7 protein-coding genes are annotated in these 13,818 nt (G+C 61.7%); 1 reads left to right on the top strand and 6 read right to left on the bottom strand.

Translation table 11 applies throughout. The features are described 5' to 3' along the window. Positions 1–59 precede the first annotated feature (59 nt). The gene (locus TX24_RS12915) at positions 60–5,015 is read left to right on the top strand and encodes a hemagglutinin repeat-containing protein (protein ID WP_057710471.1); all 4,956 of its coding nucleotides are present in this window, start codon (positions 60–62) and stop codon (positions 5,013–5,015) included. Positions 5,016–5,135: 120 nt separating this feature from the next. Here the strand turns inward: TX24_RS12915 and TX24_RS12920 are convergent, their stop codons facing one another. The 6 genes from TX24_RS12920 to TX24_RS12945 form a co-directional block, all read right to left on the bottom strand. Beyond that, complete coding sequence (locus TX24_RS12920) at positions 5,136–5,597, bottom strand: SRPBCC family protein (RefSeq protein WP_003193845.1); 462 nt, start codon at positions 5,595–5,597, stop codon at positions 5,136–5,138. Between the two features lie 86 nt (positions 5,598–5,683). Beyond that, the gene (locus tag TX24_RS12925) at positions 5,684–7,231 is read right to left on the bottom strand and encodes an MDR family MFS transporter (protein ID WP_057710472.1); all 1,548 of its coding nucleotides are present in this window, start codon (positions 7,229–7,231) and stop codon (positions 5,684–5,686) included. After that, a complete protein-coding gene (locus tag TX24_RS12930; protein WP_057710473.1) occupies positions 7,224–8,375 on the bottom strand; it encodes an HlyD family secretion protein in 1,152 nt (383 codons plus the stop codon). The genes TX24_RS12925 and TX24_RS12930 overlap by 8 nt, the downstream gene beginning before the upstream one ends. Next, positions 8,372–9,853 (bottom strand): efflux transporter outer membrane subunit, encoded by a 1,482-nt coding sequence (locus TX24_RS12935; protein WP_057710474.1) that lies wholly within the window; start codon positions 9,851–9,853, stop codon positions 8,372–8,374. Before TX24_RS12935 ends, TX24_RS12930 begins: the two co-directional genes overlap by 4 nt. Positions 9,854–10,135: 282 nt before the next feature. Next, complete coding sequence (locus tag TX24_RS12940) at positions 10,136–10,876, bottom strand: AraC family transcriptional regulator (protein ID WP_057710560.1); 741 nt, start codon at positions 10,874–10,876, stop codon at positions 10,136–10,138. Between the two features lie 287 nt (positions 10,877–11,163). Next, positions 11,164–13,767, bottom strand: coding sequence for an autotransporter family protein (locus TX24_RS12945; protein WP_057710475.1), 2,604 nt, complete (start codon positions 13,765–13,767; stop codon positions 11,164–11,166). Positions 13,768–13,818 lie beyond the last annotated feature (51 nt).

The following is a 13,818-nucleotide window of genomic DNA, read 5'->3' on the forward strand; positions in this document are numbered from 1 at the left end:
AGCAGCGTTGCAACGCACAACGCGCGTCGTGGATCAGCCAACACAGAGCGAGATTATTTATGCCGACTACTCCACACAGCTTCCACCTTTCACCCCAGGGCAAACTGCGCTGGGCCATTGCCAGCCTGTTCCTGCTGCCGCAGCTCGCGCTCGCCGCAGGCTTGACCGTCGTCGAAGGGCCTGGCGGCACGCCGCAACTGCAAAACCAGGGCGGTGTACCCATCGTCAACATCGTCGCGCCGAATGCGGGCGGCCTGTCCCATAACCAGTTTCTGGATTACAACGTCGACCGCCAGGGTCTGGTGTTGAACAACGCCTTGCAGGCCGGCCAGTCCCAACTCGCCGGGCAACTGGCGGCCAACCCGCAGTTCCAGGGCCAGGCGGCGAGCGTGATCCTCAACGAAGTGATCAGCCGCAACGCCTCGACCCTCAACGGTGCTCAGGAGATTTTCGGCCAGGCGGCCGATTACGTGCTGGCCAACCCTAACGGCATTTCGGTGAATGGCGGCAGCTTCATCAATACGCCCAACGCCAACCTGGTGGTGGGTCGCCCCGAACTCAACGACGGCAAGCTGCAAGCCTTGAGCACCCGCGATGCCAACGGCCAACTGACAGTGCAAGGCCAGGGCCTGCAAAACCGTGAAGGCTCCATCAACCTGATCGCGCCGCGCATCGACAGTGACGGGCGCCTCAGTGCCCGCGATCAATTGAACCTCACCGTTGGCCGTAACCAGGTCGACTTCGCCAGCGGGCAAGTGCGCCAGGTGGACCCGGCCAGCAAGACCCAGGACCAACGCATCGACGCGCGCCTGTTCGGCGCAATGCAGGCCGGGCGCATCAACATCATCAGCACCGCCGAAGGCGCCGGTGTGCGTGTAGGCGGCGTGCAGGTGCAAGGCACTGACGGGGTGAAGATCAGTTCGGCCGGCGACCTCGACATCAGCGGCCAGGTGCGTGCCGACAGCCTCGACGCCACTCGCGCTGGCGTGCACAGCCGCCAGGGCGATATCGACTTGCACAGTGCAAAGGACCTGAGCCTGGCCGCCACCGACGTCAGCGGGCGCAACGTCAAACTTGACGCCAGCCGCAACCTGACCCTCAGCAGCCTGGAAAGCCGCAAGCTCCAGGAAAAGCGTGAGCAGTGGAACAACAGCAACTTCCTGTTCACCTACGAAACCTACGACCGCACCACCACCGACAAAGACTCGCGCCAGCACAGCAACAAGGTCGTGGCGCAACAGGATGCGGCGCTGTCTTCCGGCGCCAACACCGAGATCAAAGCCAGCCATGTGGAAGCGGGCAAAACTCTGCGCGTCAACAGCGGCGCAGACCTTCAGGTGAACGCCGCCACCGAAACCCATGAAACCCGCGACCAGGGCAACCATCGCAAGCACCTGTGGAAAGCCAACTGGGATAAATCCAGCAGCGAACAACGCAGCATCACCAGCAGCCTCAAGGCCGGAAAAACACTGGAGCTGACCAGCCAACAGAAGCTGCAATTGCAAGGCGCCGAGCTGAAAACCCCCGGCGATATTCAACTGGCCGCCCGGCACGTGGAAATCACCAGCGCCAGCCGCACCCAGAGCAGCCGCGACAACGCCTACTCCGGCGACCTCATCGGTGGCAGCTTCTTCGGCAAGAACGGCGACGGCAACCAAGGCAAGACGTCGAACACCGCTAGCAAGGTCAACGCCGACGGCAAGCTGATCGTCAAGGCCGACGACGTGCGCATCAGCGGCAGCCAGGCCCGTGGTGGCAAGCAGGCCAGTGTCATCAGCGACAAAGGTTCGCTGGTGATCGACGGCGTGCAGGACACCTCCCACGACAACCGCTACAGCAACGACAGCAAGTTCTTCGGCATCTCCAAGGATGAAAGCCGCAAGAACCTCAAGGACAGCACCGTGGTTGCCAGCGACCTGCGCTCGGACAGCAACCTCAAGCTGCAAAGCGCCCAGGACATCCGCGTCAGCGGCTCCCAGGTGTCGGCTGGCGGTGAACTGCAGGCGGATGCCAAAGGCGATATCAAGGTCGTTGCCGCCGAGAACACCACTCACGACACCACCGGCACCCATACGCGCGGCTTCGATGGCTACGCCAAGGAAACCGAGGGTGTCAGCCGCCAGTACCGTGCGGGGTTGAGCTATGAAGACCAGCAGCAAACCCGCAAGACCGACACCACCGAACAGCAAGGTTCCAGCCTCAAGGGCGGCAGTGTCGTGGTGAAGGCCGGTGGCGATGTGAGCATCCAGGGTTCGGACCTCAAGGCAACCGCAGGCGATGCCACCGTCAGCGGCAAGAACGTCGAGCTGTTGGCTGCCCACGACAAGCACACCGAAGCCGTCGACAAAACCACCACCGGCGGCAGTTTCTACTACACCGGCGGCATTGATCGGGCAGGCAGTGGCGCGCAGTTCAGCCACCAAAGCAGCCAAGACACCGCTGAAAAAACCACCGCACAAACCAGCGCCGTGGCCGCGACCGGCAAGCTGACCATCAACGCTGGCAACACCTTCACCAGCGAGGGTGCACAGGCCAAGGCCGGCGCCGAGCTGCAGGTCAACGCTGGCCAGATTAACAACCAGGCCGCCCATTCCACCGAGACCAGCACCCACAAGGAAAACGGCTGGACCGCCGACGTCGGCGCCAATGTGGAATACAAAGGCATTACCCGCCCGATTGAAAAAGCCGTCGAGGGTGTGGCCCAGGCCAAATTCCATCAGCCCGGTTTGCTGGACGCATTCGAGCAACCCAATGTCGGCCTGGATGTGGAAGTCGGCCACACGAACAAAACCGGCACAACGCAGGACAGCACCGCCGCGGTCAGCCAGTTCAGTGGCGCCACGGTGCAGGTCAATGCAGCCGGCACGTTGCAGGACGAGGGCACCCAATACCGCGCCACCGACGGCGGGCTGAACATCAAGGCCGGCGAGCACCTTGCCACGGCAGCGGCCAACACCCACAGCAGCAGCGAACAAGGCGTGGACGCCAAGGCTGGCGTGCGGGTCTATACCACCACCGGCGAAGACGTGAATGTGCGCGGCAGCGGCCTGGGCGGCAGCAGCGATGTGCGCGAATCCACCCGCACAGCAGTGGTCGGTAGCTATGTGGCCAGCCAAGGCGTGAGCATCGAGGCCAAGGGCGATGCCCGTTATGAAGGCAGCCAGTTCGACGGCGGCCAGGCTGGGGTTAACCTCAAGACCGGCGGTGAGCTGGCGCTCAACCAGGCCACCAACACCCAGAGCAAAAACAGCAGCACGCTGCGCGGCAACGGCTCACTGACGGTGGGCACCGCGCCCGGTGCGAATGGCAGCAACATCAACCTCGGTGCCGGCGTGCAGTTGGATAACAAGCGCCTGGACACCCAGGACAGCCAGGCCCAGGTCGCGACCCTTCAAGGCAGCGGCCCCATCCAGCTCAGCAGCGGCGCTGACATGACCCTGCAAGGCACGCAGATCGGCAGCACGGGCGCGAAGGCTGGCGATATCAGCCTCAATGCCGGCGGCAAGCTAAACCTGCAAGCCGCCACCGACAGCCACGTCAGCAACGGCAGCAACCTGGGCGGTGGCCTGACCCTCGGCGCCGGCAAGACCAGCAGCGCTGAAAGCAGCAGCAAGACCGGCAGCCTCAGCGCCAACTTCAACATCGGCAAAGTGGCGGAGAACGACCAGAGCGCCGTCGTCGGGCAGTTGCACAGCAGCGGCAAGGTCAGCCTCGCCAGTGGCGCTGATGCAACCGATGCCATCCACTTGCAGGGCACTCAGATCAGCGCAGCCAGCGTTAGCCTGGATGCGCAAAACGGCGGCATCGTGCAAGAGTCTGCGCAATCGACCCAGGCCCATAACAACTGGGGCGTTACCCTGGGGGCGGGCGGCAGCGTTGGTAAAACCACCTTGGCCAATGCCGGTGAACATGCGACACCCAAGACCCAGCGCGGCATCAATGCGCGGGCCACGGTCGATGTGGATCACCTGCAAGGCACCACCCAGCACAACAGCCTGATCACGGCGGGTGACGTCACCCTCAACAGTGCCGGTGATACCCATCTGGCCGGCGCGCGTATCGACGCCGACAAGGTGATCGGCACGGTGGGCGGCAACCTCGTCGTCGAAAGCCGCAAGGACCACGTCAACAGCACCCAGGTAAATGTCGACGCCAGGCTGGATGTCGAAAAAAACCAGCCGGGGGTGGTGGATAAGCTGGCCAAAGCCAGCGGCCCACTGAAGGACAAGGTACAAGCCAAGGCTGAAGGCGCGTTCGACAAGCATCGCGACAAGCTGGAGAACGTCGTCGACAAGGGCACCGGGCACCTGGCGTCGGCCAAGGACAGCGTGGTCAACGGCGTGGTTAACGCCAAGGAACGCCTGGGCGAAAAACTCACCCGCAGTGGCAGCTATGACGTGAACCCGCAACCCCGTGGCGCCTTCGGCACCCGCGTGGACAAGGCCAAGGCTTACCTGGCAGACAAGACCGATGCCCTGGGCACGCGCCTGTCTGGCTTCAAGGATAAGGTCTGGCCAAAAACCAGCGACAGCTACACCGTCAGTGGCAAAGACACCACCGGCAGCAAGGTGGCCAATACCGCTGAAAGCGTGTTGTTCGGTGACAAGAGCGGCAATACCAGCTACACCCCGACCCTGTATCTGGATGTCAGCCATGTGGCCAAGGACAGCGTCACTCAGGCTTCAGGCATTCGCGCAAGCCAGGGCGTCAACCTGCAGGTGAAGGGTGATACGCAGCTCACGGGCGCGCGGATCAGTGCGCCCAATGGCAAGGTCGAGCTGGGTGGCTCCAAGGTCACCGCAACCACACTGGCCGGCAGCGACTACCGTGCCGATGTCGGGCTGAACGTTTCGAAGTCACCGGTCAACCTGGCCCTGGGTGCCAAGGACGAACTGACCCAGAAACACGACGACGCCACGCGCAAGGACCAAGCCTTCAACCTGGGCCCGCTGCGCGCGGGTGGGCACAGTGAAAGCCAGGCCTTGCAGGCGGGGATTGATCAGGCCATCAACTAAAGGGTAAAGCCACCCCACTGTAGGAGCGAGCTTGCTCGCGAAGAACGTCAACGATGACGCTGGCATGCTTGGAGTACGCGGCGTCCTCAGGTTTTTCGCGAGCAAGCTCGCTCCTACACATCAGTTGAAGAGTGCCTGTAGGTTCTTCATCGCGTCATCGGCAAAGCCTTGCAGGAAGGCTTCGAACGCCGGTACGTCTTCCTGGCCGCCCGTGTACGGCTGGCCAATGATGGTCCAGGTCGCCAGGCTCTGGGTCGGGCCTTGTGGCACCACCTCCATCAGCGCCCACAGGTTACCAATGTTCAGTGAGGTGTAAATCAGTGACCAAGTCATGGTCATGGCGTGGTCGTCATGGCTGTTGAGTTGCTCCATCACCACATTGCCGTCCTTGAACAACTTCTTGCGGACCGAACGCACGCCCTCGCCGGTCATTTCGATATGGGACAACGCCGGAATAAACTTCGCGAAACCGGCGAAATCGCCGACCACATTCCACACACTGCGAGCATCGCCGTTCACGCTGACACTGGCGACGACAGGGTTACCCACCGGGTTACGGACCAGGGTATCGGGTTGTTGCATAAGAGAGCTCCTCTTTTCCGGGAGGCCGATAGTGGGCTCCTACCCAACGCAGTGAGCTGTACACATTCAACACCTGCTTGGCGTGGTTATGCGTTTTTGGCTGACTGCCGTAACGCCAAGGCCGCTACACCACACACGATCAACGCGATACAGGCCACGTAGAACGCATCGCTGTAGGCCATCAGGTACGCCTCGCGCCGCACGGTGTGGATCAAGCCCTCGATCACCTGCTGTTGAGTGGGTAACAGCGGGTTGAAGATGAAGGCCTCGCTGTCAGCCAGGCTGGCGCGCAGGCGCTCCTGAAAGGCCGGGGAAAACAGCGTAATCGACTCCCCTACCCGCTCAGAGTGAAAGCGCTCGCGCATGGCCACGATCTGCGTCAGGCCCGCCGTGCCCACGGCACCACCCAGATTACGCAGCATGGAGAACAAGGCCGAGGCCGAGCCGGCTTCATCCTTGGCCAGGCCAGACACCGCCAGTACGGAAAGCGCCACCATGATCAGCGGCTGCCCGATGCCCCGCACCACGGTGGACGGAATAATCACGTTGGCGGCGCTGTCCACGTCCAGGTGCGCACCGAGGTAGCACCCCAGGGCCATGATGAAAAAGCCACTGGCAACCATCAGTTTCGGGTTGAGCCACTTCATCAGGCGCGGCATGAACGGCGCCAGTACCAGTTGCACCATGCCGTAGGCGATCAGGCTGATGCCAATCTCCCGGGCGTTGTAGCCCTGCAGTTGGGACAAGTAATTGGGCACCAGGAACACCAGGCCGAAAGTGGCCCCGCCGAAGATGAACATCGCTGCGCTGGCCACGCCGAAGTTGTAGCTCTTGAGCAGGCGCAGGTTGATGAAGGCGCGGCTGCCATACAACTGCGACAGCACGAAGTACACCAGGGCAACGCCGGCGATCAGCGACATCCACACAATGAAAACGGAGCCGAACCAGTCCTTGCGGCCGCCTTCTTCCAGCACGATCTGCAAGCCACCCAGGCCGACGATCATGGCGATGATCCCGCCCCAGTCGCCGCGCTTGAGCAGGCTCAACTGCATGGGTTTGGCATCGATCGACCATGCCACCGCCAACAGCAAGAGAATGCCAGGGGCCAGTTGCAGGTAAAAGATCCAGCGCCAGGAATAGGCATCGGTCAGCCAGCCACCAATGGACGGCCCGGCGGCCTGGGCGACGCTGTTGGACAGCGCGAACAAGGCCATGCCCATCGCGATCTTGCTGGGCGGCAGTTCAGTGATGATCAGCTGGAATGACAAGGGAATCAGCACTGCGCCGGCGGCGCCCTGGATCACCCGAATGATGATCATCACTTCCAGGTTGGGCGCCCAGGAGCAGGCAATGGACGCCACCAAAAACACAAACGAGCCCACGAGCATCACACGCCGCAGAGAGAACACCTGCACCAACCAGGCGGTCAGCGGGATCATGACGATTTCCGCGACCAGGTAGGCGGTGGAAATCCACGAGCCTTCTTCGAACGTCGCCCCCAGGGAGCCTTCGATCTCCGGCAGCGCGGCGCTGGTCACGTGCACGTTCATGCCGGCCATGAAACAGCCGAACAGCCCACCGATCACCGCCACCCAGGCGCGAAAGGAGACGCTCTTTTCCGCCGCTTCAGTCATGGGCAGCGCCCCGCTCAACCGGGCGGGTGTCCACCGTGGTGATCACCGACATGCCCGGCAGGATAGGTCCGCCTTCGTCATGCTCATCAATGACGATCTTCACGGGAAAGCGCTGCACGATCTTGGTGAAGTTGCCGGTGGCGTTGTCCGACGGCAACAGTGCGAACACCGCCCCGGAGCCTGGCGAAAAGCTCACCACATGGCCTTTGAGCTTGCGCCCCGAATAACTGTCGACGCTGATATCCACCGGTTGGCCGGCACGCATATCGCGCAACTGGGTTTCCTTGTAGTTGGCCACCACGTAAGCCTGCTGCACAGGCACCACCGCCAGCAGCGGCAAGCCTCGCGCGACGTATTGACGGGTTCGTACTTTGCGCTGCCCCACCACACCGTCGATGGGTGAGCGGATCAAGGTATCTTCCAGGGCATGCGTCGCCAGGTTCAACTGCGCCTCGGCCTGGCTGCGCCGGGCTATCTGCTGCTGGAGCGAAGCCTGGGCCAATTGACGGCGGGTGACGGCCACGGTCAAGCGGGTTTCCTGCTGAAGTTGCATCGCCTTGGCAATCTCCACCGCAGCATTGGCCTGGGTGTAACTGGCGGCGGCCGTTTCCAGTCGCTGGGTGCTGGCGGCGTGATCGCGCACCAAGCCTTCGTAGCGGCGCTGATCCAGGCTCGCACGGCGCAATTCGGCGGCCACGCTGCGGGCGTGAGCCTCAGCCTGGGCAACCCCGGCCTTTTGCTGGGCGATCAGGCTGTCAGTGACGTGCAGGTTGGCCTCTTGCGCCGCCACCGAGGCTTGGGTTTCGGCCAGTTGTGCGCGGGCCTGTGCCAAGCGGGCCTGGTAATCACGGTCCTCGATGCGCACCAGCACATCCCCGGCCCTGACGGGCTGATCGTCCTCCACCATTACCTCGGCCACATAGCCTGAGACCTTCGGGCTGATGGGAATCCAGTCGGCCCGCACATAGGCATCATCGGTCTGCTCCAAGTAACGGCCAACCGTCATCCAGTACAGGCCGAACACCACCGCCGCGATCAACAACCCAGCGCAGCCCAGGATGAACAGATGCCTTTTGCGGCGTGAGTTGCGCGCAGGCACCTGCTCATCTTGGACAGCAGTTTTTTCATCAACGGCGATATTCATGGCTGGGTACCGGAAAAAGGGGTGTAAGCGTGGGTGGGCGCTGAAGGCTGCCAACCACCGCCAAGGGCACGGAACAGACTGATCTGGCGTTGCAGCAATTGACCATCGGCGTCGGCCCGCGTGGCCTGCAAACGGATCAGCTCACGCTCGCTGTCCAGCACGTCGAGAAAGTCGATAGCCCCCGCCTCATAGTTGAATTGGGCCAATGTGTAAGCCTGGCGGCTGCTCTCCAGCGCCTGGCTCAGGGCCGCGTGGCGCTGGCGTTCGCCGTCGTATAAGGCCAGGGCCTGGCGCACCTCCTTGAGGGCCTTGAGCACGCTGGCCTCGAACTGCGCCACCTCCACCTGCTCAAGCGCTCGCGCCTGTTTGACCCGCGCACGGTTGGCCTGCCAATTGGGGAACTGCCAGGTGATCAGTGGGCCGATGCCGAACATCAGCGCGCTGCTGTCGCCCAGTTCATGGGGCTTGTTGGCCGAGGAAGACACGGAAGCGCCGAAGGTGACCTTGGGGTACAGGTCGGCCTGGACGATATCCACTTGCAGCGTGGCCGCCTGCAACGTGCGCTCGGCCTGACGGATGTCGGGGCGGCGCGCCAACAATTGCCAGCCATCGCCCACCGGCAATTCGGCATTGAGTCGGGGCACCACTTCACACGTTGCGGCGCCAGAGCCTTCTTCAAGATCAGCGACGCCGGTCAGCATTGCCAGCTCGTAGAGCGCGGCTTGCCGACGCGCCTCGAGCATCGGCAGCAACGCCTGGGTTTCGCCTTGCAGGGCTTGCATGCGGCTGTATTCAAGGTCCGTCACCACACCGGCCTGGCGCTGGCGATCAATCAACGCCAGGCTGCGCCCGACCACGTCCAACGAATGGCGCTGGACCTTGGCACGCGCACCCAAAGCGCAGGCATTCACATAAGCGCGGGTGGTTTGCGCCACGACCGTGATGCGCAGCAAGTCTTCGGCAGCCTGCGCCGCCGCGGCTTGCACCTGGGCTCGTTCGATCGTGCGCTGGACCTGGCCCCAGACATCCACTTGATAAGCCAGCTCGAAGCCTGGGTTGAATGCCCACTCTGACGGCGCGTGGCTATCGGTGGCCTTGGCCAGCGTCTGGTCATCGGCCGTCTTGCCGTAAGCGGCACCCAGTGACGCCTGGGTGGACGGCCAGCGCTCGGCATCGGCCTGCATGATCCCCGCCAGCATCGCCTGCACATGGGCCTGGGCCGCCGCCAGGTCGCGGTTGTGCAGCAGCGCCTGTTGCACCAGCGCATCGAGTTGCGGATCGTTGTACAACTGCCACCAACGCTCGGGCAATGCCTGGGCGGACACACCCTGCGGCAGATGGCTCAAGGCATTGATGCGTTCAGGATGTGGCTGTGCCGGCTTATGTGCGACCCAGGATGAACAACCCGCCAACAACGCCACTGCCACACCGAGCAGCGAGAGACGGCCATGTCGTGGGAAAAAAGAAGGCGAACCCATCAAAGAAATCCAGAAGGCCAAGTAGAGACGCAGGGTAAAAGCGCAACGGGGTGCGCATCTCCCGAGTTCTGGACAACCATCGTTTCGATTGGGACAAGGTGGGACGACGCTTCTGAATCGCGCGTCGAACTCGTTCAGAAATGTGGGAGCGGGCTTGCCCGCGAAGGCGGTGTGTCAGTCGGTGCATCTGTTGCTGCACTAAAGCTTTCGCAGGCAAGCCAGCTCCCACATTGGACCTTCGTCGCCCCTCGCCAAAGTGCCAGTCACGGCTACCGCTGTGATTCAGACCAGGCGGCAGTGACTCGGGGTGTAACCCAGGGTGCGCTTGAACATCGCGGTAAATGCACTAGGGCTTTGGTAACCGTGCTCCAAAGCCACCTCCAAAATGGAGGCGCCACTGGCCAGCCGCTGCATGCTGAGCAGCAACCGCGTGCGCTTGCGCCATTCGCCGTAACTCATGCCCAGTTCTTTCTGGAACAGCCGAGCGAGGGTGCGTGAACTCATATTGAGCTGCACCGCCCAACACTCCAGTTTCGATTCCTGGGAAGGGTTGTCGATAAAGTCGGCACACAGTGATTTGAGCCTCGGCTCATGCGGGATCGGCACATGCGCCAGTACCCGCTGCGCGCGGTCAAGCTCCGAGAAAATCAGCTCGACAATCTGCACATGACGCAACGACGCCGGCTGGCTGTCAGGCTCATCGCCCGCAGCCACAATCAGCTCGCGCAGCAAGGGTGAAACCCTGATGACCTCGCACGCCTGCGCCAACCGACCGTGCGCCCCCGGCGAGATCAGCAAAGTGCGCATACGCACCTCGCCGGTCATGCGGATCTGATGCTCCATCGCCGGGGGCACCCATAGGGCGTGCCCGGAAGGCAGCACCCAGGTTGCCTGCTGCACCGACACCAGCATTACACCGTTGATGGCATAGACCAGTTGGCCCTCGTCATGTCGATGAGCAGCCACTATGTCGCCGTGCACGTAGTTACCGGCGAGGGCTGCCAAAGAGGTATGCGCGTTCATTTCAGCAAGCCGCGAGCAGGTCAGGCCGGCCACTGTTGGAAGGATCCTTGGGCATCATGTCGCGTCTCCTTTTTTGAACAGAGTGACCCATTGAGTCTCAGTGGCCACTGGATCCAATACTAAACAAAGAAAGGGGGCGGGGAATTGCGTATTAGGGTGGGGACTGTGAAAAAACGTCGAGTAAAAATTAAAAAAACCAAAATATCGGCGAGTAGATTTCAAGAAAAAAAGATTATTGCTTTTGGGGATAACAGGGGCTCGCAAAGAGCCCCTGTTCGGGCTTAACCCTAAAACGCGTAACGCGCCTTGACCATCACCCCATCAGCATCAAACCCGCTACGCGCCTGGCGGGTATAGCTGGCGCCCACGGTCAGCGCCGACACCTGATAATTCAGGCCCAGGCTGGCTTCGTAACTGTCACGTGCGACCGAAGCGCCCGTGACGGTAAACGCCGAACCGCCCAGCACAAAGCTGGAGGTTTGCGCCACGCGGTCACCCATCAGGTCGTGGTAGGCCATCAATGTGGCTTCCGGTTGCAGGCTGCCAGTGGCCAACGGGAAGTTGCCGGCCAAGCGCACACCCGCGCCCAACTCGCCCACTTCATAGCGTTGCGAGCCGGTGCTCAGCGCCGCCGAAGAGCCCTTCTCGGTAAAGCTGTCCATGCGCACGTTGGAATAACGCGCCGCGACTCGCGGTTCTATCACGGCAGCATCCGACAGCGTGAAGCTGTAGCCGCCCAGTACGCTGGCCGACAACACATTGCTGTCGTAGCTACCCTTGGCTGTCGTACCCGCCACACGACGCTTGCTGTCATTGTCGTTATGGCCATAGCTCAGGCTGCCGTCGACAAACCAGTTCTGCAGCGACCAGTTGCCGTACAACGACAGCGCATGGCCCTGCACGTCGGTCTTGGTGCCCAGGTCCGAATGGATGTTGGAGTTGAGGTAGCTGTACGCCACGCCCACCGCGGTGCTGTCGTTCAACCGACCATCCACACCCACCGCCATGCCGCTGCTGTTGGCCGAATAACCGTTGTCGCCGCTGCGTCCATCCTGATCCATGTTGCTGCTCAAGCCTTGCAACCACACACCCACGGCTTCGCGATTATCACGCTGGCCCGAGAGGCGATTGAGGATCGCGCCATTGATCACCGTCTGGCCCGACAAGGCCACGTCCAGCGCACCACGGTTGACGTCCGGCTTGAGTTGCTCGCCCACCTGCGCCAACTGCTGCGCCGTGCCCGCATTGGCCAGGGCCTGGAACACCGGATCATCCGTTGCCAACTGCCCGAGCACGTCATTTTTTGCTTCGTTGACCACAGTGACAACCGGCTCAGTGGCGCCCGCGCCGGTCAGTTCCTCTTGCACTTGCTGATTGCTCTTCAACCCCACCACGGCCTTGACCGTCTGCGCATCGGCCGAATAACTGAGCACGTCCAGCAACGACGAAGTGCTGGCAACCGACAGGCCGTTGTTCTGCACACTGCTGGCTTGCAGCAAGGTGTATTCGGTGCCGCTCGGCACGGGGGTGAAATCGCCTGGGTTGGCGCTCAAGGTCACTTTCGATGCCTGGGCGAAATTCGCCGCACCGTTGACCGTCAGGTATGGCGTGGTCGGCACTACGCTGTTGGCCAGGCGCATATCAATGCCTGCACCGCTGGCGACGTTGAGGTCACCGGTGAGCACCGTGCCCGGGGCCGACAGGTTCAGAGAGCCCGAGTTGATCGACACCGGCGCGATGATGCGGCTGCCGGAAAAGTCAGCCTGGCCGGCGATGTTCACCGCGCTGACGTTGAGCACGTCGCCGACGATTTTGCCGCCGGTCCAGTTGAGGGTGGCGCGGTTGGCTGCGTCGATAGCGATTCCGGAATTGCTGCGGATTTCACCGGCTTGTTGGTTGATTTCGAAGGTGGAGGTTTGCTCAGCTGCGTCGACAGAGATGGCCGTGCCATCGGCGATGATCGTGCCGCGGTTGATGATGCCGCGGGAGCCGGTGGGGCTGTTTTGGGTGAAGGTGGCGCCCAGGAGATCGATCGCTTTGGCGTTTGTACCTTTGGCTTCGAGGGTGCCGGTGTTGAGGATGGAGTCGACGGTACCTGCATAAAAAACAATACCGGAAGCATCTGCGCCGTTCACAGACAGCAGGCCACTGTTTTCGATACGCAGTGGACTCGTGGTGGTTTCAACTTCTATGCCCCAGGCGCGCTGGCCCGTTGCAGTGATAGTCCCGGAGTTGATGATTTTGCCGCCGATATTGATCGGGAAATCACTCGGGCCATCCACTGCCAGCGCCACTACTTCATCGCCGACCACCTCGATCACGCCCGTGTTAGCAACGTCGCCTGCCACTTGCGTGTTATGCAGGAACATACCCTCGCCGCCAACCGTGCCACCAAAAGCAGAAGTGCCCGATACAACGGGAGTTGTTTTAATGGTGCCGGAGTTGATTACGCTGCCACCAATCACGGCATCACCAATCTCAAAACCTTCGTAACCGCCATTGTTCATGGTGATGTTACCGGCCTGAATCAGATCGCCCGTAATCGTACTAGGGGTTGAGCCGTCGTTTGCAAAACCGAATGGGTCCACGGCAAACGCCCGAATGGAACGTCCGTCAGAGGTCATCACAATATCAGCACGATTGATCAGCGAACCTTGAATACTGGTATTGGAAACACTGACACCCATCAACGCAGTAGTGCCAGAGTCGGGGGTGGGCGTTTGATTGGTCGCTTCAGTCAGCCTCCCGGTGAAGGTCAGAGATTCGTTAAACGTCTCACCCTTCCACGAGGTTTTGCCTTGACTCAGATCCACTTCAACGGCCAATGCCTGGCTGCTGATTGCACCGACCACCACGGCCAACAGTTTTTGCTTGAACGGTTTTTGCTTCATTTGAAAACTCCATGTACGACAGAAGACATCGCCATAAACCCATGGCGATTA

The sequence above is a fragment of the Pseudomonas lactis genome, from assembly GCF_001439845.1.
Taxonomy (GTDB): Bacteria; Pseudomonadota; Gammaproteobacteria; order Pseudomonadales; family Pseudomonadaceae; genus Aquipseudomonas; species Aquipseudomonas lactis.